19 protein-coding genes are annotated in these 24,594 nt (G+C 52.0%); 7 read left to right on the forward strand and 12 right to left on the reverse strand.

The window, feature by feature from the left end:
* Window positions 1-174: 174 nt before the first annotated feature.
* The 5 genes from pqiC to rlmKL are packed head-to-tail and all read right to left on the reverse strand — an operon-like array spanning window position 175 to window position 7,673.
* Complete coding sequence (pqiC, locus tag ACMYSL_RS18685; RefSeq protein WP_181482801.1) at window positions 175-738, reverse strand: membrane integrity-associated transporter subunit PqiC; 564 nt, start codon at window positions 736-738, stop codon at window positions 175-177.
* Complete coding sequence (gene pqiB / locus ACMYSL_RS18690) at window positions 738-2,375, reverse strand: intermembrane transport protein PqiB (RefSeq protein WP_304257730.1); 1,638 nt, start codon at window positions 2,373-2,375, stop codon at window positions 738-740. The genes pqiC and pqiB overlap by 1 nt, the downstream gene beginning before the upstream one ends.
* Window positions 2,365-3,633, reverse strand: coding sequence for a membrane integrity-associated transporter subunit PqiA (pqiA, locus tag ACMYSL_RS18695; RefSeq protein ID WP_434659441.1), 1,269 nt, complete (start codon window positions 3,631-3,633; stop codon window positions 2,365-2,367). Before pqiA ends, pqiB begins: the two co-directional genes overlap by 11 nt.
* 14 nt (window positions 3,634-3,647) lie before the next feature.
* A complete protein-coding gene (locus ACMYSL_RS18700; RefSeq protein ID WP_112214606.1) occupies window positions 3,648-5,555 on the reverse strand; it encodes an ABC transporter ATP-binding protein in 1,908 nt (635 codons plus the stop codon).
* A 12-nt stretch (window positions 5,556-5,567) separates the two neighbouring features.
* Window positions 5,568-7,673 carry a bifunctional 23S rRNA (guanine(2069)-N(7))-methyltransferase RlmK/23S rRNA (guanine(2445)-N(2))-methyltransferase RlmL gene (rlmKL, locus tag ACMYSL_RS18705; RefSeq protein WP_181482804.1) on the reverse strand — a complete coding sequence of 702 codons (2,106 nt, stop codon included), beginning with the start codon at window positions 7,671-7,673 and terminating at the stop codon, window positions 5,568-5,570.
* Window positions 7,674-7,771: 98 nt separating this feature from the next.
* Here rlmKL and ACMYSL_RS18710 point away from each other — a divergent pair, with 98 nt between their 5' ends.
* Window positions 7,772-8,881 (forward strand): YcbX family protein, encoded by a 1,110-nt coding sequence (locus ACMYSL_RS18710; protein ID WP_434659444.1) that lies wholly within the window; start codon window positions 7,772-7,774, stop codon window positions 8,879-8,881.
* Here the strand turns inward: ACMYSL_RS18710 and zapC are convergent.
* Together zapC and pyrD are read right to left on the reverse strand one after the other, a co-directional pair.
* The gene (gene zapC, locus ACMYSL_RS18715) at window positions 8,878-9,420 is read right to left on the reverse strand and encodes a cell division protein ZapC (protein WP_112214609.1); all 543 of its coding nucleotides are present in this window, start codon (window positions 9,418-9,420) and stop codon (window positions 8,878-8,880) included. The two genes, ACMYSL_RS18710 and zapC, sit on opposite strands and share 4 nt — an antisense overlap.
* 167 nt (window positions 9,421-9,587) lie before the next feature.
* On the reverse strand, window positions 9,588-10,598 hold the full coding sequence (pyrD, locus tag ACMYSL_RS18720) for a quinone-dependent dihydroorotate dehydrogenase (protein ID WP_182237665.1): 1,011 nt from the start codon (window positions 10,596-10,598) through the stop codon (window positions 9,588-9,590).
* A 248-nt stretch (window positions 10,599-10,846) separates the two neighbouring features.
* Between pyrD and ssuE the strand changes: the two genes are divergently transcribed.
* The 3 genes from ssuE to ssuB are packed head-to-tail and all read left to right on the forward strand — an operon-like array spanning window position 10,847 to window position 13,026.
* Complete coding sequence (ssuE, locus tag ACMYSL_RS18725) at window positions 10,847-11,422, forward strand: NADPH-dependent FMN reductase (RefSeq protein ID WP_112214611.1); 576 nt, start codon at window positions 10,847-10,849, stop codon at window positions 11,420-11,422.
* 42 nt (window positions 11,423-11,464) lie between these two features.
* Window positions 11,465-12,256 carry an aliphatic sulfonate ABC transporter permease SsuC gene (gene ssuC / locus ACMYSL_RS18730; RefSeq protein WP_182237662.1) on the forward strand — a complete coding sequence of 264 codons (792 nt, stop codon included), beginning with the start codon at window positions 11,465-11,467 and terminating at the stop codon, window positions 12,254-12,256.
* The gene (gene ssuB, locus ACMYSL_RS18735) at window positions 12,253-13,026 is read left to right on the forward strand and encodes an aliphatic sulfonates ABC transporter ATP-binding protein (protein ID WP_434659447.1); all 774 of its coding nucleotides are present in this window, start codon (window positions 12,253-12,255) and stop codon (window positions 13,024-13,026) included. Before ssuC ends, ssuB begins: the two co-directional genes overlap by 4 nt.
* A gap of 65 nt (window positions 13,027-13,091) precedes the next feature.
* On the opposite strand, the gene pepN is transcribed toward ssuB, so the two are convergent.
* Window positions 13,092-15,707, reverse strand: a complete 2,616-nt coding sequence (gene pepN, locus ACMYSL_RS18740; RefSeq protein ID WP_304257714.1) for an aminopeptidase N — start codon at window positions 15,705-15,707, stop codon at window positions 13,092-13,094.
* Window positions 15,708-16,035: 328 nt separating this feature from the next.
* Between pepN and pncB the strand changes: the two genes are divergently transcribed.
* Entirely contained in the window at window positions 16,036-17,238 is a 1,203-nt protein-coding gene (gene pncB / locus ACMYSL_RS18745; RefSeq protein ID WP_434659450.1) for a nicotinate phosphoribosyltransferase, read from the forward strand.
* A gap of 235 nt (window positions 17,239-17,473) precedes the next feature.
* On the opposite strand, the gene ACMYSL_RS18750 is transcribed toward pncB, so the two are convergent.
* The 4 genes from ACMYSL_RS18750 to dpaL form a co-directional block, all read right to left on the reverse strand.
* Complete coding sequence (locus ACMYSL_RS18750; RefSeq protein WP_434659452.1) at window positions 17,474-18,637, reverse strand: M20 aminoacylase family protein; 1,164 nt, start codon at window positions 18,635-18,637, stop codon at window positions 17,474-17,476.
* 12 nt (window positions 18,638-18,649) lie between these two features.
* Window positions 18,650-19,423: a M20/M25/M40 family metallo-hydrolase gene (locus ACMYSL_RS18755; protein ID WP_434659454.1), complete on the reverse strand. Its 774-nt coding sequence runs from the start codon at window positions 19,421-19,423 to the stop codon at window positions 18,650-18,652.
* Window positions 19,424-19,449: 26 nt separating this feature from the next.
* Window positions 19,450-20,739, reverse strand: a complete 1,290-nt coding sequence (locus ACMYSL_RS18760) for an aromatic amino acid transport family protein (protein WP_434659456.1) — start codon at window positions 20,737-20,739, stop codon at window positions 19,450-19,452.
* Window positions 20,740-20,854: 115 nt separating this feature from the next.
* Entirely contained in the window at window positions 20,855-22,066 is a 1,212-nt protein-coding gene (gene dpaL, locus ACMYSL_RS18765) for a diaminopropionate ammonia-lyase (RefSeq protein WP_434664157.1), read from the reverse strand.
* A gap of 339 nt (window positions 22,067-22,405) precedes the next feature.
* Here dpaL and ACMYSL_RS18770 point away from each other — a divergent pair, with 339 nt between their 5' ends.
* Window positions 22,406-22,867 carry an Lrp/AsnC family transcriptional regulator gene (locus ACMYSL_RS18770; RefSeq protein ID WP_112214730.1) on the forward strand — a complete coding sequence of 154 codons (462 nt, stop codon included), beginning with the start codon at window positions 22,406-22,408 and terminating at the stop codon, window positions 22,865-22,867.
* A 174-nt stretch (window positions 22,868-23,041) separates the two neighbouring features.
* Window positions 23,042-24,442: an asparagine--tRNA ligase gene (asnS, locus tag ACMYSL_RS18775; RefSeq protein WP_434659458.1), complete on the forward strand. Its 1,401-nt coding sequence runs from the start codon at window positions 23,042-23,044 to the stop codon at window positions 24,440-24,442.
* The last annotated feature ends 152 nt before the right edge of the window (window positions 24,443-24,594 follow it).

The following is a 24,594-nucleotide window of genomic DNA, read 5'->3' on the forward strand; positions in this document are numbered from 1 at the left end:
AATCAGAGACAGCGTCAATGCGCAAAATTCACGCCATTGTCATATTTGTGAGCTACATGAAAGTTCATTTGTACAAAAAATGTGAACCGGCACAAGTTAACAAGCTGATGAGACAAATAAAAAGCCGCTGCGATTTTGTTACCCGCAGCGGCTTTTTACTTTTATTAATTTTGCTTATGGCAGGCGATTCAACTCGCTGGCAATTGCAGTCGCTTCCTGAGTCCAGGCCTGAGCGAGGGTTTTAACCATTGCGTCATAACCATCCTGCTGTTGCTTAAGCTCAATGTTGAACGGACGCTTAATCAGCTGCCCCTGATGCTTCAGCAACCACTCACCGCTAACGATCACCCGGCCATCGTAACGACCGTGAAATCCGCTGACGGACACGTTTAGCGTATCCTGCTCGCTCCCTAAAGGCTGAGAGGCCACCACCCACCCCGGCAGCTGGTTGCTAAGATTCGCCACCAGCGTGGTACGCAGTTGCTGATCGAGCGGGCTCGCCCACAGATTGTTATTGGCGATCACATACTGGACGTCGGTGGTCTGATACACCACGCCATTACCCGCCAAATAATCAGGAATGCTGACTTGTTCAACCCACAGCAAATTTTTGCTTTGGTGAGCGGCGCTTTGTGCGCCACTCTGTACCACCGGAAGCTGGTAGTACGTTTTGCTCTCACCACCACTGCTGCACGCGGTCAGCGCGCATACTGCCGCCGCTATTAGCCATCTTTTCATTATTTCGCTCCCTTTGGCTGCGGATCTTTTTTATCCTTCGCCTCAAATACCAGCGCATTGCTCTTGTCGTTGAGCGTTTTCAGTACCGGTTGCAGTTCACGAAGAACCTGATCCAGGCGCTGCATATCCGCCACCATCTTATTGTATGCCGCAGAGCCTGGCTGGAAGCCTTGCATACTACGATTCAGTTCACGCAATGTGCTCTGCATATCGCCCGGCAGCTGCTGCATGGACTGGCTTGAAGTTATCTTATTCAGGCTATCCAGCGTCGTTTGCACGTGCTGCATGGTCTTCTCGCTTTGCGCCAGCGTACTGGTTGCCTGCTCCAGCAGAGGATTAATCGGCAGATTGTTAATCTTATCCAGGGCATCCATCAGACGCTGCTGGATCTGCGCCAGGCCACCGCTCACAGTCGGTATGATCGGATAACCACCAAACTCCTGAATCTTGCCGCGCGCAGGCGCTTTTGGATAGAAGTCGAGATCGATATACAGCGCACCGGTTACCAAATTGCCCGTTTTGAGGGAACCACGCAGCCCACGATTCATCAGATCATCAATATGCTTGTGAATGTCTGGATCGCCGCCTAACTGAGTGATCAAACGTTCTGGTTCAATCCGCACTTCAACCGGGATGCGGTAATCGTCGTTTAGGTTCTGTTTCAGCCCAGGGATAAAGAACGGCACTTTACCTACGGTTCCGAGGCGAATACCGCGAAACTCCACAGGCGCACCAGGCTGCAGGCCGCGGATAGAATCTTTAAAGAACATCACGTAGTCGATATGCTGGGTAAAGACCGAATCCTGAATGCTTCGTTGATCGTCGAAAAGGTGATATTCGGTTTTATTCGCTACCGGCTCTCCTAACGGTAATCCCTCAGGAATATCAAAGCTGACGCCGCCGCCAAACAGAGTTGACAGCGATCCCATTTCAACACGCATACCCGCAGCGGTAAGATCCACCGCAATACCGCTGTCTTTCCAGAAACGCACGTTGTTGGTCACCAGACGATCGTTTGGCGCGCTGATAAACAGCTGGTAGGTGATATTGCGTTTTTGCGCATCAAAGGTGCTGGTTTCGACTGAACCGACGCGATAACCCCGAAAGAGCACCGGATCGCCAGGAGAAAGCTGACCCGCTTTACTGCTTTCCAGTAAAATGCGAATGCCTTTAGCGTCAGGGGAAGCCAAAGGGGGTGAATCCAGCAGCGGATATTGCGCAGGCACAGAGCCTTTAGAGCCAGGCTGCAATTCGATATAAGCACCGGATAATAACGTGCCTAGCCCGCTAATTCCTTCACGCCCGACCTGCGGTTTGACCACCCAAAAAACCGAATCCTTATGTAGCAATTTTTCCATGCCTGAATTCAGCCGGGCTTTAATTTCTACGTGAGTCAGGTCATCAGTCAGCGTTGCGCTTTCTATCACGCCAACATCAACGCTGCGGCTTTTAATTCGGGTTTTACCCCCTTCAATACCTTCAGCATTGGTGGTGATTAACGTCACCTCCGGCCCCTGATGGCTATAGTGATAAAATAGAATCCATGCGCCGATAAGCGCCGTGACTATTGGGAAGATCCACACCGGTGACCAGTTCTTCACCTTTTGCACTTTCGCTTCTCCGCTCTTATTTTCCATGCTGCAGTCTTTCCTCATGGCTTGGATCTGGCTCACGGTCCCACAACAAACGAGGGTCAAACGTCATGGCCGAGAACATTGTCATAACAACGACCAGCGCAAACATCACCGCTCCGATCGCCGGATAGATATTCATCAATCCGCCGATGCGCACCAGAGCTGAGAGGACTGCGATGACAAAAACATCGATCATCGACCAGCGGCCGACGAATTCGACAACTTCATAAATCAGGTGCATGCGCTCAGAGTCACGCGATCCTTTGCCGCTGGCATTCCAGCACAGCCAGCCAATAGCGATCATTTTTAACGTTGGCACCATAATGCTGGCGATAAATATCACCATCGCCACCGGATATGATCCCTCGCTCCACAGCAGGATCACCCCCGCCATAATGGTGGAGGGCATTTTATCGCCCAGCAGATCGGTAATCATGATCGGCAGAATATTGGCTGGCATATAGAGGATTATCGACGTCATCAGCAGCGCCAGCGTCCATTGCAGACTGTTTTTACGTCGAGCGGTTCCTTTGGTATGACAGCGCGGGCATACGGATTCGTCAACGGGTAAAACTGCCGTACAGCATGAGCATGAACGCAGTCCCTGGCGAAGGCCGGAAACACCGACTTTCAATGGCTGTTTAATCAACGGCATTGGCGCAATGTCGTCCCACAGCCAACGGCGGTCCACGCACTGGAATGTGCGTAGCTGCAATACGCAAAACATACACCAGGGAATAAAGCTTAAACCGATACCAATATCACCGTAGGCCATCAGCTTAACAAAGCTGACCAGGACTCCGGCGAGGAAGATTTCCGCCATTCCCCAGGCTTTGAGGTGAAACAGGATCCGTGCCAGAAATGCTTTTAGGCCGGAAGGCATGCGTACACGGTTTACCAGCAGCAGGATGGTGATAAGGCAGAAAGCCGGCACCAGCTGCACAAAGAGTAAAAAGAAGGTGCCAAGGCTGGCGTAATCCTCGGTAAAAAGGACATTAGGGATTTCCAGCAGCTCAATTTCGCTACTGATGCCACCGACCTTCATGTAGATGAAAGGAAACAGGTTTGCCAGCAGCAGCATAAACAATGCGACCAGCGCATAGGCAGTGGGACGCTGCCGAGGCGCGTCCCACGAAGTCGTCAATGTCGTTCCGCAGCGCGGACACGCAGCTTTCTGGCGATGCTCCAGCTGCGGCAAAGCCACCAGCAGATCACATTGTCGGCACAGAATATGCCGCGCAGCATGATGATGATCGCACATGAAAACTCCTCAGCTTATGCGCCGTTTTTTAATCCTTCAAGATATTCCCAGCGTTCGAAGGCAGTTTCCAGCGCCTGCTCCGCTTCGCTCATCTGCGCCAGCACCTGCTGCGTATGGTCATGCGACTGACCAAAGAAAGAAGGATCGGCAACCTGCTCCTGCAGAGTCTGCAATTGGGCCTCAAGCTCTTCCAGTTTCTGCGGCAGTTGTTCCAGTTCGCGCTGCAGGTTATAGCTTAGTTTGCTAGCCGCACGTTTGACACTTTCTGCTTTCGGTTGAGCAACTTCTACCGTTTTTTTGGCAACTGACTGCTTTTGTGCCAGATACTGAGATTGCTGACCTCGGGCATCGTGATAACCGCCAACATATTGGCCAATTCTCCCTTCCCCTTCAAAGATCCAGCACTCTGTTACGGTGTTATCAACAAACTGACGGTCGTGGCTGACCAGCATCACGGTGCCCTGATAGCCGTCGACTAACTCTTCCAACAGTTCCAGGGTTTCGACATCCAGATCGTTTGTCGGTTCATCGAGGATCAACAGGTTACTGGGCTTGAGGAACAGGCGCGCCAGCAGCAGACGGTTACGCTCACCGCCGGACAGTGCACGTACCGGCGTCATGGCGCGTTTCGGATGGAACATAAAGTCTTGCAGGTAGCCCAGAACATGGCGCGGCTTGCCGTTCACCATCACTTCCTGCTTACCTTCAGCAAGGTTGTCCATCACCGTTTTGTCCGGGTCAAGCTCAGCACGGTGCTGATCGAAGTAAGCAACCTCCAGCTTAGTACCCACGTGGATGCGCCCGCTATCTGCCTTCAGCTGGCCGAGCATCAGTTTCAACAGCGTGGTTTTACCACAGCCGTTCGGGCCAATCAGCGCAATCTTATCACCGCGCTGGATCTGGGCGGTAAAATCCTTCACCAGCACTTTGCCATCAACCTGGTAGTTAACGTTCTCCATTTCGAAGACAATTTTGCCCGAACGCGCGGCCTCTTCGACCTGCATCTTCGCACTACCCATCACTTCACGACGCTCACCGCGTTCGCGGCGCATCGCTTTCAATGCACGCACGCGCCCTTCATTACGGGTACGACGGGCTTTAATCCCCTGACGGATCCAGACTTCTTCCTGCGCCAGCTTGCGGTCGAATTCAGCATTCTGTAGGTCTTCAACGCGCAGCGCTTCTTCTTTATCCAGCAGGTATTGATCGTAATTGCCTGGATAGGTCACCAGCTTACCGCGATCGAGATCGACAATCCGCGTCGCCATATTGCGAATAAAGGAACGGTCGTGCGAGATAAAAATAATGGTGCCTTTGAACATCTTCAGGAAACCTTCCAGCCAGTCGATCGTTTCAATGTCGAGGTGGTTAGTCGGTTCATCCAGCAGCAGCACGCGCGGCCCGCTGACCAGCGCGCGCCCCAGGGCCGCCTTACGCAGCCAACCGCCGGAGAGCGAGGAGAGCTCGGCGTTAGGATCCAGATTGAGCTGCTCAAGCACTTCATTAATACGGCTATCCAGCTGCCAGAGCCCTAAATTATCAAGCTGCTCCTGAAAGCGTGCCAGTTCGTTTAAGTTCTTGTCGCTCGGGTCGGTCATCACCAGTTGTGAAGCATCGTGATAGCCTTTGAGGTAGGCCGCCTGTTCGGCAATCCCTTCCGCAACGAAGTCGTAAACGGTTCCGGTAATGTTACGCGGCGGATCCTGCTGCAGACGTGCGACAACCAGATCCAGCTCATAAATAATGCGCCCGTCATCAAGACCCTGTTCACGGTTGAGGATCTTCATCAGAGTCGATTTACCCGCACCGTTACGCCCTACCAGGCACACGCGTTCGTTATCTTCGATATGCAGTTCAGCATTATCCAGCAGCGGCGCATCGCTGAATGAAAGCCAGGCGCCGTGCATACTAATTAATGACATTCTTTATTCCTTTCAGGCTGAGGTGATCAGCCAGCAGTTGTGAATCTGACGGTTGCGGGCAAAATCTTGAGATTGCGTTTTTTGCGTAATCTCCTGCGCCTTCAGGCCCAGTTGCGCTAACCCGTCATGATCCATACGGAAACCGCGTTTGTTGTTCGAGAACATAATCGTGCCGCCTTTACGCAGCAGACGTTTTAGATCGGTCATCAGACGCAGATGGTCGCGCTGTACATCAAACGCGTCTTCCATGCGCTTAGAGTTAGAGAAGGTCGGCGGATCAATGAAGATCAGATCAAACTGTTCGGTGCTCTCACGTAGCCAGCCCAGCACATCGGCCTGCATCAAACGATGAGCGCGACCGGTTAAGCCGTTGAGGCGCAGGTTGCGCTCCGCCCATTCGAGATAAGTGCGCGACATATCGACCGTCGTGGTAGAGCGCGCGCCGCCGAGGCCTGCATGTACGCTTGCGCTGCCGGTGTAGGCAAAAAGATTGAGGAAGTCTTTGCCTTTGCTCATCTCGCCAAGCATGCGACGGGCGATACGGTGATCAAGGAACAGGCCAGTATCCAGGTAGTCGGTCAGATTGACCCACAGACGCGCGTTATACTCCTGCACCTCAAGGAAATCACCCTTCTCAGCCATTTTCTGATACTGGTTTTTCCCTTTCTGCCGTTCACGGGTTTTTAGCACCAGCTTATTCGGTGCAATCCCCAGCACGGCAATCGTGGCGGCGATAATATCAAACAGACGCTGACGCGCTTTGTGCGCATCCACGGTTTTCGGCGGAGCATACTCTTGCACCACCACCCACTCGCCGTAACGGTCAATGGCTACGTTATATTCCGGGAGGTCGGCATCATAAAGGCGATAGCACTCGATACCTTCCTGACGCGCCCACTTCTCATATTTTTTCAGGTTCTTACGCAGACGGTTGGCGAAATCCTCCGCCAGCGTCGCGGTTTTTCCGCCCTCGCTTTCGGCGAGGTGGTAGTTCTTCTGCACGCAGTCCAGCGGGCCGTTTTTGGCTTTGAACTGCTTATCAGCGCGTAATTGCAAGCAGCTAAGCAGATCCGGCGAGGCGCTGAACAAAGAGAGGTTCCAACCGCCGAACTGATTTTTCATGATCCGGCCCAGTAGGCTATGCAGAGCAATCAGCGCCGGTTCGCTCTCCAGACGCTCGCCGTATGGCGGGTTACTGATAACCGTACCGTAAGGCCCTTTCGGCAGCGGATTGTCCAGTTTGGCAACATCTTTAACCTCGAACGTCACCAGTTCGCCAATGCCAGCACGACGGGCGTTGCTGCGCGCACGTTCAATCACGCGCGCATCAATGTCAGAACCATAGAAACGGGATTCATACGCCGCCAGACCCTGACGGGCGCGGGTTTGCGCTTCGGCTTTCACCTCTTTCCAGATAGCATCATCGTGCTGCGCCCAGCCGCCGAAACCCCAATGACCGCGGTGTAAACCCGGCGCACGGTCGGTTGCCAGCATAGCGGCTTCAATCAGCAGCGTGCCGGAGCCGCACATCGGATCAAGCAGCGGTGTCCCCGGAGCCCAACCTGAACGCATCACGATAGCCGCAGCCAGGCTCTCTTTGATCGGCGCCATACCGGTGCCATCGCGGTAGCCGCGCAGATGCAAACCCTCGCCGCTAAGATCTAAAGAAATATGTGCGGTTTCTTTATTCAGCCAGACGTTGATGCGCAGATCGGGGCTTTCACGATCGACATTAGGACGCGGCAGATTCTTACGCGTAAAGCTATCAACAATGGCATCTTTGACCTTCAATGCGCCGTACTGACTGTTACGAATCTCTTCGTTAAGCCCGCTAAAGTGCACGGCGAAAGTGGCGTCTGGGGTGAAAATCTCCGTCCATGGAATGGCCTGTACGCCGAGGTAAAGGTCCAGATCGCTATACACGCTGCACTGACCCAGCGGCAGCATGATCCGCGAAGCCAGCCGACTCCACATCAGGCTTTGATACAGCAGGCGCGTATCTCCCTGAAAATGGACCCCGCCCTGGACTACCTGGCAGTCCACCGCGCCAAGCCCTTCCAGTTCAGTTTTTAACAGCTCTTCAAGCCCACGAGCCGTACTGGCAAACAGAGAATTCATATCGTCACTTTTACTAAAAGAAAATTGGTGCGCATTATAGCCAATATGTGCCCTATGTCATAAAGTTAAAGGCTTATTTTTGAACCCAGGGGCAGCGTATGGTAACGCTTTCGCGACTTTTTATTCATCCCGTTAAATCGATGCGGGGAATTGGCCTGAGTCACGCCTACGCAGGCATCAGTGGTCTGGCCTTCGATCGTATATTTATGGTGACGGAAACCGATGGCACCTTCATTACCGCTCGTCAGTTTCCACAAATGGTTAAGTTTATCCCCGCCCCGCTCCACGATGGCCTCCATCTGACGGCCCCGGACGGCAGCAGCGCGATGGTGCTCTTCAGCGATTTCGCCCCGCAGCAAGAACCAACTGAAGTCTGGGGCAACCATTTTACTGCCCTGGTTGCGCCAGCGTCAGTTAACCAGTGGTTAAGCGGCTTCTTTAATCGTAGCGTTCAGCTTCGCTGGCTGGGGCCACAACTCAGCCGTCGGGTGAAACGCCATGATGCCGTTCCCCTCTCCTTCGCCGATGGTTTTCCCTACCTTTTAGCTAATGAAGCCTCCCTGCGCGATCTACAAAATCGCTGCCCAGCCAGCGTAAGCATAGAACAATTTCGCCCGAATATGCTGGTCACTGGCGCGGCGGCCTGGGAGGAAGATACCTGGAAAGTCGTACGTATCGGCGAGGTTGTTTTTGATGTGGCAAAACCGTGCAGCCGCTGCGTGTTTACGACCGTCAGCCCGGAACGCGGACAAAAGCACCCTTCTGGTGAACCCTTAACCACGCTGCAAGGTTTTCGTACTGCGCTGGATAACGGTGATGTCGATTTCGGTCAGAACCTAATCGCCCGTAATAGCGGCGTGATCCGCGTAGGTGATAAATTGGAAGTACTGTCCCGAGGACCGGCAAAAGCCTACGGCGCCGGCGATAGCGACGATACGCTGATGCCCGATGCTCAACAGGACGCAACGGTAGAGATTGAGTGGCAAGGGCTAAGTTTTACCGGCAACAATCAGCAAATTTTGCTGGAGCAGTTGGAGCAACAGGGGATCCGCGTTCCTTATTCCTGCCGGGCGGGCATTTGCGGCAGCTGCCGCATCCGACTGGAAGAAGGAGAAGTTAGTGCGCTGAAGAAAAATGCGATTGGTACAGATGGCACCATTCTGTGCTGCAGTTGCGTGCCAAAAACCGCGCTACGGCTAGCGCCTTAAACTGCCTGGCCCAGGCTGTAGCTGGCTGCACCCGGCGCTGGCTGCAGCCGGTCGTTCATAATTTTAATCACGTCGCCAAGCTGCATAACCCGCCCGGCAAGCGTCAGGCCGGGCTGCGCTAACAGACATAATGCCGCGTTTTCACCAGCTTCAACCACCAAAAGATTCACCTGCTGCCCGGTATCGCTAAGCCAGGCGCTGGCAGCATCGCCGCCGCCGGGCTGCCAGCACTCTTCATGGGTTGTGAAATGCCAGCTTTTCGGCATCTGCGGCTTGAGAAAGCGAATAGCGACCAGCGCATTCAATACTAATTCAGCGCGCTGCTCTTTTGATAATTCAAGGTCGCGGCATTTTTCTTCAAATGAAAAATAAAGCGCGGCATCATCGACGCAAAATCCGGACGGAGCAAAGGCGTCGGGGGTCAGCATTCGGCGTGCGAAACGTGAACGAAATAACATGCCATTAGCCAAATCGAGCATCATACGATCGTGCTCTTCATCGTAATACCAACGCCAATTATCGTCAGGTTTAATCCGCATTTCTTCCCCCGTCCTCTATCACTTCCATCTGTAATTAACAGGTAAACTGCTACAGAATATTTCCAAAATTAAGAAAAGACTAAAATGTCTAAATAAGCAACAATGAAGGAATATAAAACAACCAGGGCTATAAATAAAGCCCTGGTAGGATATAAGAAGGGAAAAGATTAGATATGGGTAACAATTTCTTTAATCAGTGGCGGACCTTTAAAAATAAATCCGGAATAAATCTGCACCAATGTAGCGCCCGCAGCAATCTTTTCACGCGCTGCAATCACCGAGTCAATACCACCAACTCCGATAATGGGCAGGCGCCCCTGTAATTCCGCTGACAGCATACGGATAATTTCTGTACTCTTCAGCTGTAAAGGACGACCGCTAAGCCCGCCGGTTTCGTCGCAATTTTTCATGCCCTGAACCAGCGACCGATCCAACGTGGTATTAGTCGCAATCACCCCATCAATATTATGTCGAACCAGACTATCGGCAACCTGGATCAATTCCTCAACAGAAAGATCCGGCGCGATCTTCACCGCCACGGGGACATATTTCTGGTGCTTCTCTTGCAGTTCGCGTTGCTTATTTTTAATACCGGAAAGTAAATCATCCAGCGCATCACCGTATTGCAAAGTACGCAGGCCAGGGGTATTCGGCGAAGAGATATTAATGGCGATATATCCGGCGTAGGCATAGATTTTATCCATACAAATCAGATAATCATCTTTGCCTTGTTCAACTGGGGTATCTTTATTTTTACCAATGTTAATCCCCAGGATCCCGTCAAAATGGGCCTTTTTCACGTTCTCAACCAGGTTATCAACGCCGTGGTTATTAAAGCCCATGCGGTTGATCAAACCTTCGGCATCGACCAGACGGAAGATCCTCGGCTTATCGTTACCCGGCTGCGGACGCGGCGTCACGGTACCAATTTCAATTGAGCCAAAACCCATTGCGCCGAGCGCATCAATGCACTCGCCATTTTTATCCAGCCCGGCGGCCAGACCCAGCGGATTCTTAAATGTGAGCCCCATGCAGGTTACCGGCTTTGTCGGTACCTTCTGGCGAACCAACATTTCCAGCGGTGTGCCTGAAACACGGCGTAATTGTTGAAAGGTTACTTCATGAGCGCGCTCAGGATCGAGCTGAAAAAGGGCTTTACGAACGAAGGGGTAGTACATGAACTCTCCTGGATTCCCGGTGTGCAAACCGGGGGCGTATTATGTGCGATCCACCCCGGAAAGGGAATTGACCTGCGACAAAAAATCGCATCTCAGACGCAAACGTTTACTTTTGTCTCCCTCTTTATGCACTTTCTGACAATTCAACGCTGGATAAATCATTTAGGGAAATAAAAGCGCTCTGTCACACTGCAGCTAAATGTTATCAATTATAGATAAATGAAAATTTTTAGTTATAAGGAGAGAGTATGCGAGTCATAACACTTGCGGGTAGCCCGCGTTACCCTTCCCGCTCCAGCGCGCTTCTGGAATACGCCAGAGAGACACTCTCCGCTGCGGATATCGAAGTCTGCCACTGGCATCTGCAAAATTTTGCCCCGGAAGACCTGCTCTACGCACGCTTTGATAACCCCGCTCTGCATGCGCTGAATGAACAACTTGCTGGTGCGGATGGGCTGATTATCGCCACCCCGGTTTATAAAGCTTCTTTTTCCGGCGCGTTGAAGACGCTACTCGACCTGCTGCCAGAGCGTGCGCTGGAAGGCAAAATCGTCCTGCCGCTGGCTACTGGCGGAACCATCGCGCATATGCTGGCGGTCGATTACGCCTTAAAACCGGTACTCAATGCGTTGAAAGCCCAGGAGATCCTTCATGGCGTCTTTGCTGATGATAGTCAGGTGACAGATTATCAACATAAACCGCAATTTACCCCAAACCTGCAAGGTCGACTCGACCTGGCGTTGGAAACCTTCTGGCAGGCACTTCATCGCCCCAGTAGCCGAGCTCCGGCACTGAAAAGCTTGCAACGGGTAGAGCATGTTTAAAGGCTAACGTTGACGCTCACACGGAAATAAAAGGAACACATCATGGCGACCCTTTCGCAAAAATTCCTGATACGCGTGGCCCCCTGGCTTCTGCCGGTGGGCAGCGTGATTATCTGGCAATTCGCCTCTTCGATGGGCTGGCTATCCACCCGCATTTTGCCGTCGCCGGAAGGGGTACTGAAGGCTTTCTGGACGCTCTCCGCCAGCGGTGAGCTTTGGCAACATCTGGCGATAAGCTCATGGCGAGCATTGATTGGTTTCAGCATCGGTGGATCCATTGGCCTGGTTCTGGGATTAATCAGCGGCCTGTCGCGCTGGGGTGAACGCCTGCTGGATACCTCCATTCAGATGCTGCGTAATGTGCCGCATCTTGCGCTGATCCCGCTGGTTATCTTGTGGTTCGGTATCGATGAGAGCGCCAAAATCTTCCTCGTGGCGCTGGGGACGATGTTCCCAATTTATATCAATACCTGGCACGGGATCCGCAACATCGACAGAGGACTGGTCGAGATGGCCCGTAGCTACGGTTTATCCGGCGTTGCTCTGTTCCGTCATGTGATCCTCCCCGGCGCACTCCCCTCTATTATGGTCGGCATTCGCTTTGCGCTTGGCCTGATGTGGTTAACGCTGATTGTTGCCGAAACTATCTCTGCTAACGCCGGTATCGGCTATCTGGCGATGAACGCCCGCGAGTTTCTGCAAACCGATGTCGTGGTGGTTGCCATTATTCTTTATGCCATTCTTGGCAAACTGGCCGACTTCAGCGCCCAGCTTCTGGAGCGCGTCTGGCTGCGCTGGAATCCGGCTTATCACCTTCAGGAGGCTAACGCATGACGACTGCGCGTCTTAATCCGGGGATCCCGCTGCTGCTTAACGGCGTGAGCAAGCGTTATGGTAGCAACACGATCCTGAATGAACTCGATCTTCATATTCCCACTGGGCAATTCGTCGCGGTGGTTGGGCGCAGCGGTGGTGGTAAGAGTACTCTGCTGCGGTTGCTGGCCGGGCTGGAAAAGCCCAACGCCGGTGAACTGCTTGCTGGTTCAACGCCGCTGGCGCAAGTCCAGGACGATACCCGAATGATGTTTCAGGACTCACGCCTGCTACCGTGGAAAACGGTAATTGACAATGTTGGCCTCGGGCTAAAAGGCCAGTGGCGCGAGGCTGCGCTTAAGGCGTTGGCGAGCGTCGGTCTGGAGGATCGCGCCAGTGAATGGCCTGCGGCGCTTTCCGGCGGGCAGAAACAGCGCGTGGCGCTGGCCCGTGCGTTAATTCATCGCCCTGGATTATTACTGCTTGATGAGCCGCTGGGTGCGCTGGACGCGTTAACTCGTCTGGAAATGCAGGATCTGATCGTTTCGCTGTGGCAGGAGCATGGATTTACCGTCCTGCTGGTGACCCATGACGTCAGCGAGGCGGTGGCCATGGCCGATCGCGTTTTGCTAATTGAAGAAGGGAAAATTGGCCTGGATCTGCTGGTAGATATTCCTCGGCCCAGACGCACAGGCTCAGCGAAGCTGGCGGAACTGGAAGCGGAAGTACTGAGTCGGGTGATGCAGCGCGGCAAGAATGAATCCTCGCCGCGCTTAGTGAGCCACGGTTAACACCTGCGACATTTCCCCGCTCGCGCTGCGCTTCGCGGGGCTACAGGTTTAGACCCGCGCTGGCGTTACGCCAGCGCTTTGCTGATTTTCTCGAACAGATCCCCGGAAAGATTCTCCAGGCCTTTCAACTGCTCCAGCGCCGCGCGCATCAGCGCCTGACGCTTCTCATCATAGCGTTTCAGGCGAATCAACGGCTCAATCAGACGTGAGGCAACCTGCGGATTGCGGCTGTTCAATTCAGTCAGCATCTCAACCAGGAACTGATAGCCGCTACCGTCTTCGGCGTGGAATGCCGCCGGGTTACTCCCCGCAAAGGCACCAATCAGCGAACGGATGCGGTTCGGGTTGCTCAGACTAAATGAACGATGATTCAGCAAGCTACGTACCGTCTCCAGCACGTTATCCGCCGGGCTGGTGGACTGCAGGATAAACCATTTGTCCATCACCAGGCCGTCCTGGTGCCATTTGTCGTCATACTCCTGCATCAACGCATCACGGCACGGCAGCTGAGCCGCGACTGCCGCCGACAGCGCTGCCAGCGCATCGGTCATGTTGTCGGCATGATGATACTGCGCAGTAACCAGCTTATCCGCCAGCTCCGCATCGCCAAACGCCAGATAACGCAGACAGGTATTACGCAGAGAGCGCTTGCCAATATCGGCATGCTCAACACGATAGCTGGCGAGCTTATTGGCGTTGTAAATCACCAGGAACTCGTCTGCCAGCTCTTTCGCCAACGTACGGGTGAGCGCCTCGCGTACCGCCGAGATAGCGATCGGGTCAATAGTCGCAAACAGCTCGGCGATTTCGTTGGCTGAAGGCAGGGTCAAAATCTCTGCCGCCAGCGCCGGATCGATCTTCTCATCCAGCAGAATTGCCCGGAATGCATCGGCAACGTGGACAGGCAACGACAGCGGTTGTCCCTGCTGATGACGGTTAACGTTGAGCTTGATATAAGTCGCCAACAGACTCTGTGCCGCATCCCAACGGGAGAAATCGTTACGCGCGTGGCGCATCAGGAAAGTGAGCTGCTGATCGCTCCACTTGTACTCCAGTTTCACTGGCGCAGAGAATTCACAAAGCAGCGCGGGTACCGGCTGGAAGTAAACGTTATCGAAAACAAAGGTCTGCTCCGCCTGGGTCACATTCAGCACGTGATGTACCGGATGACCACCTTTCTGCAACGGAATCACTTTTCCTTCGTTATCATAAAGTTCAATGTCGAACGGAATGTGCAGCGGCAGCTTCTCTGCCTGTTCAGACGTCGGCGGCGTGCGCTGGCTGATGGTCAGCGTGTACTGTTCCGTTTCCGGGTTGTAATCGTCATGAACGGCGACAATCGGCGTACCGGACTGGCTATACCAGCGGCGGAAGTGGGACAGGTCAACATTGGAAGCATCCTCCATCGCCTGAACAAAATCGTCGCAGGTGGCGGCGCTGCCGTCGTGGCGTTCAAAGTACAGCTGCATCCCTTTCTGGAAATTCTCTTCGCCCAGCAGAGTGTGCAGCATGCGAATGACTTCCGCGCCCTTCTCATACACAGTCAGGGTGTAGAAGTTGTTCATTTCGATAACCCTATCCGGGCGGATCGGATGCGCCATCGGGCTGGCGTCTTCAGCGAACTGCATACCGCGCATGGTGCGCACATTATTGATGCGGTTAACCGCTCGCGAGCCAAGGTCAGAGCTGAACTCCTGATCGCGGAAAACGGTCAGGCCTTCTTTCAGACTGAGCTGGAACCAGTCGCGGCAGGTCACGCGGTTGCCGGTCCAGTTATGGAAATATTCATGGCCAATAACGCGTTCGATATCCAGATAGTCTTTATCGGTCGCGGTATCGGTACGCGCCAGCACGTATTTGGAGTTAAAGACGTTAAGCCCTTTGTTCTCCATCGCCCCCATGTTAAAGAAGTCGACGGCGACAATCATATAGATGTCGAGGTCATACTCGAGACCAAAGCGCGTTTCGTCCCACTTCATGGAGTTTTGCAGCGAGGTCATCGCCCACGGGGCGCGGTCAAGGTTGCCGCGGTCAACGTACAGTTCCAGCGCCACTTCGCGCCCGGAGCGGGTTTTGAAGGTATCGCGCAGGACATCGAAATCACCAGCCACCAGCGCAAACAGGTAGCACGGTTTCGGGAACGGATCCTGCCACTGAATCCAGTGGCGACCGTTTTCCAGCTCGCCCTGAGCCACGCGGTTACCGTTAGAGAGCAGGAACGGATATTTTGTTTTATCGGCGATGATTTTGGTGGTGAAGCGCGCCAGAACGTCCGGGCGGTCCAGATACCAGGTAATATGGCGGAAACCTTCCGCTTCGCACTGGGTACACAGCGCTTCACCCGACTGATACAGCCCTTCCAGCGCGGTATTGGCCGCCGGGCTAATTTCGTTGACGATGGTCAGGGTGAAATGTTCCGGCAACCCGCAAATTACCAGCTGGTTATTTTCTTCCTTGTAGTCGCTCCACGGTTGGCCATCAACCAGCAGAGAGACCAACGTCAGGTCTTCGCCATCCAGACGCAATGGCACATCAGACGTAGCCGCGTGGCGGGAGACCTTGCTCTCAGCCGTAACAACGGTTTTCGCGGCATCCAGGTCAAAGGTCAAATCAATATCGCTAATCAGATAATCCGGCGCACGGTAGTCGTGGCGGTATTTGGCTTGGGGCTGTTGTGTCATAAAAAAACCTTTAGCGTGTCCTGTAAAGTGTCGACTCAGTCTATTCCTGTTGCGCAAATCTCGCTATGCAGAATCTTCATCTTTTCAATGCCAAACATGAAAATTACTACATTTTGATAACATGAGAGGCACGAAATGCACTCGACCAGGCGCAAAGCTTGTGGTGTGATGCGTGTTCAATATATTAAACTAGGCCTCGCAAATGACCGTCAGCGTCGTCATCAGCCGTCGCCGCGGGACAGAGTCGGGTATTACAGGTATACTCCGGCTCCTTTTACCGCTTTGGTTTTGATGGAAACGCTCCAGTGAGAGGATGCTACTGCGCACCATGACCCAATTCACTTCTCCTGTACTGCACTCGCTGCTTGATACGGATGCCTACAAGCTGCACATGCAGCAGGCTGTCTTCCACCGCTACAATGATGTACAGGTCGCGGCAGAGTTCCGCTGCCGTGGGGACGATTTGCTCGGCATCTATGCCGATGCGATTCGCGAACAGGTTGAGACGATGCGCGACCTGAAGTTACAGGACGATGAATATCACTGGTTGTCGAGCCTGCCCTTCTTTTCGCAAGACTACCTCGACTGGCTGCGCGACTTCCGCTATGACCCGCGCCAGGTTTCCGTCACTAATGATAACGGTAAGCTCAATATTCGCCTCTCAGGCCCATGGCGTGAAGTTATCATGTGGGAAGTTCCGCTGCTGGCGGTGATAAGCGAGCTGGTCCATCATTATCGTTCGCCTGAAATTAGCGTTGATTTAGCGCTGGAAACCCTCGAGCAAAAGCTTACCGATTTCAACCATTTCACCGCGGATATTGATATGTCCGGCTTCCGCCTGATGGATTTCGGTACCCGCCGTCGATTTTCGCGCGAAGTGCAGCAGGCCATTGTTAAGCGCTTGCAGCAGGAGACGTGGTTTGTCGGCACCAGCAACTACGATCTGGCGCGTCGTCTGGACCTGACGCCGATGGGAACCCAGGCGCATGAATGGTTCCAGGCGCATCAGCAAATCAGCCCAAATCTTGCCAGTAGCCAACGCGCCGCTCTCGCCGCCTGGCTGGAAGAGTATCCTGACCAGTTGGGTATCGCCCTGACTGACTGCATTACAATGGATGCTTTCCTGCGTGATTTCGGCCCGGAATTTGCGACCCGCTATCAGGGACTACGCCATGATTCCGGCGACCCGGTTGAATGGGGTGAGAAAGCCATTGCCCACTACCAAAAACTGGGCATTGACCCGCTAAGTAAAGTGTTGGTGTTTTCTGATAATCTCGACCTGACGAAAGCGGTCGACTTATATCGCCACTTCTCATCGCGGGTGAATCTGAGCTTTGGTATCGGTACCCGTCTGACCTGCGATATTCCGCAGGTTAAGCCGCTGAATATCGTTATCAAGTTAGTGGAATGCAACGGTAAGCCGGTGGCGAAACTTTCCGACAGTCCGGGGAAAACCATTTGTCACGATAAAGCGTTCGTGCGCGCGCTGCGCAAGGCGTTTGACCTGCCGCCGATTAAAAAAGCCAGTTAAGTTCAAAAAGGAAAATACGTCCGCAACTGCGGACGTATCAGATTGCTGACAAAGTGCGCTTTTTTGGAATTGCCAGGCGGCGCTTCGCTTGCGCGGGCCTACGGAAAAACTCATAATATGATGACATTATGGCTTTTGTAGGCCGGGTAAGGCGTTAGCCGCCACCCGGCAGAAATGCGAACACCATAGCTAAAGCAGGTTTGTCATCAGTCTCGTATTTGTTATTAATTGCGGTTTATTGCGGCAAACGGGTTCGGATAACTTCGGCAAAATATTCCGCACCGGTTAGTAAAATCTCATCATTAAAATCGTAACAGGCGTTATGCAACGGAATATTTCCTTTAGCATCTGACTCATCGCCATTACCTAAAAAGACAAAGCACCCAGGTATCGCCTGCAAAAAAGCGCCAAAATCTTCAGAAATCATCATTTGTTGTACATTACCATCGACATTTTTTTCCCCTACTACCCCTCTGGCTGCATTAACCGCCACGTCCACGCAGGACTGCCAGTTAACCGTCGGCGCAAATTCATGGGTATAAGAAAACTCACATTGCGCACCATGCATAGCACAAATTGCCTCGCTAATAGTACGCATCCGCTCCTCCAGTAGTTTCTGCACCTGTGGAGAATAGCTACGGGTATCGCCTTTAATTTCAACATGAGTTGGAATTGCGTTACGAATGCCGTCGGTATGCAGTTCGGTACAAGAAACTACTGCCGGAACGTTGGGATCCATATTCCGGGAGACAATGGTTTGTAGCGCAAGAATAATTTCTGCAGCGATAACCAGCGGGTCTTTGCTCATATGCGGACGCGCGGCATGCGAACCCTGCCCTTTAATGCGAATAACAAAATTGTCTTCACTGGCCATGATTCCACCGACGCGTGTCGCAATGGTCCCGGCTTTCATCCCCGGCATATTGTGCAGACCGTAAATTTCCTGAATACCAAATCTTTCCAGAAGCCCATCATCTATCATCGCTCTGGCGCCGTAGCCCGGTTCTTCCGCAGGCTGGAAGACAAAACACACTGTGCCGTTAAAGTTTTTCCGTTGCAGCAATAGCTGCGCCGCCCCCAGCGCGATACAGGTATGACCATCGTGACCGCAGCCATGCATTCTTTCAGATCTGAGTGAACGGTAGGATACATCGCCCTGCTCGGTAAGCTGAATGGAATCAATATCGGCCCTGATAGCGATAACACCGTCGCCATCGCCGCATTTTAAAATGCCGACCAACCCGGTTTTACCGATATCCCTGTGTACTTCAATACCCATTTGTTCAAGCTTTTCAGCGATAAACGCCGACGTTTTGAACTCTTCAAAAGCGCTTTCCGGATGTGCATGCAAGTGATGACGCCATGCAATAAGCTGCTGGTTTAACTGTTCCTGATTCATTTTTAGCTCCTTTCAAAGGGATCTTTCGGCACGTTTGAGCACCACCTGTAACAGCACATTTGCTCCGGCGATAAGATCATGAGATTCGGTATGTTCTTTAACGTTATGACTGATGCCGCCAACGCATGGCACAAAGATCATCCCAGCCGGGCAGACAGAAGCCATAAACTGCGCGTCGTGCCCTGCTCCGCTCGGCAATCGACGGTGGCTTAGCCCCTGCATCTGCGCCTCTTTTTCAACAGCATCAACGATTTCATCAGCAAAAATGACCGGATTAAATCGCACCAAAGAGCGCGTGGTAATGCTTATGCCCTCTTCTTGCGCCGTTTTTTCAACAAAACTCAGCAGTTGCCTTTCCGCACGCTTTAATTCCTCATTATCGGTATTGCGTAAGTCCACTGACATCACCACGTGATTGGGGATAACATTGATAAGGTTGGGCTTGAAGGTCATATGCCCAACGGTAGACACTTGGTCCCCCGCAAACTTCTGTGCCAGTTCTCGGGCAAACACGGCAATCTTCGCAGCGGCAAGTCCGGCATCATGGCGCATTGCCATCGGCAACTCCTGCTGCCCGGCGTAAATACCGGTGACGTTACCAATTGCATCAATTTTCACGCTTAATCCCAGCGCCTGCATTTTATCGACAACAAAATCTCTTCCTGCTTTATCTTCCGGCGTTGCCGCCAGCCGGCATACGCCCCCACCTTCCAGCGCGCCATGCTGGCCCAACTCAAAGAGTGAATCGACAAACCGTTGGCCGTTTATTTCCAGATGCTGACTCATATAAATATCTCTCGGTTAACGTGTAGTTAGCGGGCCATTCCATAAAAAATGGCCGAGACGGTAATCAGGCCGATAACGGTGACAAAGACATTGCTGATTTTGCCTCTGTAGGGAGCGAGTACCGGCAATTTGTGAATGGCGTACATCGGCAGCAGTAGCAGGATTGCCGCACCGGTAGGGCCGCTGATGCTCTCGATAATGCCAAGGATGCTGGGATTTTTATAAGCGGCAAACCAGCAGGTCAGAATCATGAAAACGAAGATTGCAGCATTAACCGTTTTGATTCCCGGCTTCTTATCTCTGCTTGCTGCGGCTTCGATAATCATGTCACGCAGGGATTCATAAGCACCGATATAGTGGCCTAAAAATGATTTGGTAATCGCTACGAAGGCGATTATCGGCGACAGCCAGGCAATAACCGGGGTATCAAAATGGTTGGCGAGATAAGAAAGAATCGACAGGTTTTGCGCTTTTGCTTCAGCCAGTTGCTGTGGCGACAGGCTTAAAACGCAGCTTAGAACAAAAAACAGTACCACACCCACCATCAGCAAAATCCCACGACGCTGGATCTGTCCGCATTTAGCATCGGCGGCGGCAACACCATAAAGTTGTTTCTGGCGAACCACCATGGGTGAAATAATCGGATAGTGGTTAAACGACATGACCAGTACCGGGAAAGTCATCCATAACGTCAGTAGAACACCTTGCCCGGTGGTTGTGGAACTTAGGTCCACACTGTCAAAAATTGCACCGTTCCAGTGCGGAATAAGAAAGAGCGCCATAAAAATCAGCGAAGCGATAAAGGGATATACCAGAGCACTCATCACTCGCATAATCAGCCGCTGGCCGAGGCGAACAATAAACATCAGCCCAAGTATTAACACCAGGGAGACCAGCGCTCGAGGCGGTTCCGACAGACCTAACTGATGGGTTATAAAACTCTGCGCGGTATTGGTTATCGCCACCGCATACATAATCAGAATGGTATAAATGGCGAAAAAATAGATAATGGTAAAAATCTTACCAGCCCGTAAGCCAAAATGCTCACCAATGACATCAGTTATAGTACTTTCGGGTGTAGTGGATGAGTAAATAAAGCGAGCCAGTCCACGGTGTGCTAAATAGGTAATGGGAAAAGCTAGTGCAAATACAATAAGCAGTGGCCAAAAGCCGCCTATCCCAGCATTAATGGGCAAGAAAAGCACCCCGGCACCGATTGCTGTGCCAAATAACCCCAATACCCAAATGGTATCCTCGCCATGCCATTTTTTCGGATCTATTAATTCATTACTTATCGGTGTCGTATTATTTTTCATCGATAGTGTTCTCTTATTTATTATGCCTTATGGCATATTTTATTTATTACCAGAACGTTTTTATTAGGGCCTGTAGGGTAGGAAAATGGCCCTTTTATCAACTACGGCTGCTGCTTCAACCGTTACGACCGAACCAGACAATATCCTCATAGATATCCGGAGAGGTATCACCTTCTGTACTAATTAGCAAAACATGAGAATCCGTATTAAGCTGCAAAGCTTCGATAATCCCCCTATAGTCTTCACGGCTCATTAATTCATAGATAAGTCCAGTACCAATAGCGCCCGACTCCCCTGATATAAAGGGAGCATCAGTTCCCGGTCGAGGAGAGGCCAGAATACGCATCCCGTTAGCCGCTAAGCTATCGTCAGCAGAGATAAAACAGGATGCGTAATCGCGAATCATCGGCCAACTGGTGATATTGGGTTCGCCACAGGCCAGCCCCGCCATCAGCGTTGCCATATCGCCGCCCACGCTATGTGGTTGCCCATCATTAACGACGGAGGAACGGTAAAGACAGTTTGCTTTATGTGGTTCAACGATAATGATTTTGGGCGCTCGGGCTTTCATTTTCTCAAGGAAGTAGCCCATGATGCTGCCAGCAAAAGAACCGACCCCAGCCTGTAAAATAAGATGCGTTGGCAGTGGTGATCCGCTTTTCGTGAGCTGCTCCCAGGCCTCAATAGCCAGTGTCATATAACCCTGCATTATCCAGGTAGGGATCTGTTCATATCCCTGCCAGGCGGTATCCTGCAACAATACCCAACCTTTTTCTTGTGCCATTTTATTGGCCAGACGGACGGTATCGTCGTAGTTAAGATCGGTTATCGAACATTCGGCACCATGGTGGCGAATATTCTGCGCACGGATAAGCGATGAGCCTTTTGGCATATACACTACCGCCTGCAGTCCCAGCTGTTCTGCTGCCCATGCAACCCCACGGCCATGATTGCCATCGGTAGCCGTAACAAAAACGATATCTTTTATCCTTGCCTTAATTTCAGGAGAATTCAATGAAGAAAACGATAGTGTATTAATATTCTGGCCTAATTTTTCTGCCAGATACTTTCCAACCGCATAAGAGCCACCCAAACCTTTAAATGCATTAAGACCAAAACGCTGAGATTCATCTTTCACGTGAATTGAGCTAAGCCCTAAACGTTGACTAAGATGCGGTAAACTACGTAAAGGGGTGACACAATAGTCCGGAAATTTCTGATGAAACGCCAGAACCTCATGGCCAACAGATTCATTCAACAAGCTAAGGTTGACGCCCTCGCCATATATTTTTCTTCGTGGATTTAATTGGCACTTAATAACATCCATCATAAATATACCTTCATCTCCATGTTCATAAGCCGCTGGCAACATCTTTATAGCGCAACCCTGCTCTGAGAATAAAAAAGAAAAAGGTTTCGCATAACAAAAAAGACGTCCAGTTACAGACATTACAAAATAATCTGCAATGCAATGTGGATAATAAGAAGCAAAGATAAAATCATTCATTCATCTCTTTCCCTCACTCATCAAGATGGTACACTGCGCAAGGCAATTAAATGACGCAAAATTGCCTCTTAATGCGCAATATTCACCCTTAATAAGGGTTGAGACGCAACAAAATTGCATGAGGTGATGTATCTCACAATAATTGAGGGTAATGCGGTTATGAAACTCGACGCCTGGGATAAAAAAATTCTGCAACATTTGCAGCATAGCAACCGGCTCTCACAGCGAGAAATTGCCGATCTCGTCAGCCTTTCTCCTTCAGCGGTCAATCGACGTATTGCTGCGCTGGAAGAAGCGGGTGTGGTTAAAACTAACGTCAGCATAGTGGATGCCAGCAAAGTGGGTCGCCCTATCACCATCATGGTGCAGGTGACCATTGAAAATGAACGGCTCGACTTATTAGAGGAGGACAAACAAAGGTTTGTTAACTGCCCACAGGTTCAGCAGGTTTACTATGTCACGGGAGATTTTGACTTTCTGCTGGTAGTTAACGTCCGCGACATGGCGGAATATGAGGTTCTGACTCGTGATCTTTTTTTCGCCTCGGGAAATATTAAGTCGTTCAGAACCATTGTTTCGATGCAAAACGCCAAGCAAGAGATGACGGTGATGATTGAATGACTTCCTCGCCAATCGTAAGAGTGAGAAATTAAAGCGCTCTCGCCATTTATTTACTAAAACTCCCCCTTCTCGTGCGAAATCTGCTTGTCTGATGGAAGATGACAGGTAACATAGATATCCCCCCCACTGAAGGGGGATACAGATTTTTCTATTGGACTATAAAGAGAGACTATTATGAGCGTTGTGCCTGTAGCCGACGTACTCCAGGGCCGCGTTGCCGTTGACAGCGAAGTCACCGTGCGCGGATGGGTGCGTACCCGCCGAGATTCTAAAGCTGGCTTTTCTTTCCTCGCCGTCTATGACGGTTCCTGCTTTGATCCTGTACAGGCCGTCATCAGTAATTCTCTTCCCAATTACAATCAGGAAGTGCTGCGCCTGACCACCGGTTGCTCGGTCATCGTCACCGGTAAAGTCGTGGCCTCTCAGGGCCAGGGCCAGAGCTTCGAAATTCAGGCCAGCAACGTTGAAGTCACCGGCTGGGTTGAAGACCCGGATACCTACCCGATGGCGGCAAAACGCCACAGCATCGAGTACCTGCGTGAAGTCGCTCACCTGCGCCCGCGTACTAACCTTATTGGCGCGGTTGCCCGCGTGCGTCACACGCTGGCACAGGCGCTGCACCGTTTCTTTGACGAGCAGGGTTTCTTCTGGGTTTCTACCCCGCTGATTACTGCTTCCGATACCGAAGGCGCTGGCGAGATGTTCCGCGTTTCAACGCTGGACCTGGAAAATCTGCCGCGCAACGATCAGGGCAAGGTCGATTTCGATAAAGATTTCTTCGGCAAAGAAGCCTTCCTGACCGTTTCCGGCCAGCTAAACGGCGAAACCTATGCCTGTGCGCTGTCAAAAATCTACACCTTCGGCCCGACTTTCCGTGCGGAAAACTCTAATACCACCCGCCACCTGGCAGAGTTCTGGATGCTGGAGCCGGAAGTCGCCTTTGCTAACCTGAACGATGTTGCAGGTCTGGCGGAAGCGATGCTGAAGTACGTTTTCCAGGCGGTGCTGACCGAGCGCGCTGACGACATGCAGTTCTTTGCCGAGCGTGTGGATAAAGACGCGGTCGATCGTCTGCAGCGTTTCGTTTCCGCTGATTTCGCTCAGGTCGATTACACTGACGCGGTCACCATCCTGGAAAACTGCGGTAAGCAGTTTGAGAACCCGGTGTACTGGGGCGTGGATCTCTCCTCCGAGCACGAACGCTATCTTGCTGAAGAGCACTTTAAAGCACCGGTGGTTGTCAAAAACTATCCGAAAGAGATCAAGGCGTTCTACATGCGTCTTAACGAAGATGGTAAAACCGTTGCCGCCATGGACGTCCTGGCTCCGGGCATCGGCGAAATCATCGGCGGCTCACAGCGTGAAGAGCGTCTGGACGTGCTTGACGCGCGTATGGCGGAAATGGGTCTTAATAAAGAAGACTACTGGTGGTATCGCGACCTGCGTCGTTACGGCACCGTGCCGCACTCAGGCTTCGGTCTGGGCTTCGAGCGCCTGATCGCTTACGTAACCGGCGTGCAGAACGTGCGTGATGTTATCCCGTTCCCACGTACCCCGCGTAACGCAACATTCTGATTTATCTTCATGACAGCCAAAGGCCAGCGCAAGCTGGCCTTTTTCGTTGATGCATCCCGTATCGATAAACGTAAAATTCTGCAATTTGAAATTTCACATGGTGGGAGTAAAGTGAAAAAGTTCAAATAATTAATGCAGTTATCATATGAGAG

Source organism: Klebsiella sp. MISC125 (assembly GCF_051131775.1).
Lineage (GTDB): Bacteria > Pseudomonadota > Gammaproteobacteria > Enterobacterales > Enterobacteriaceae > Klebsiella.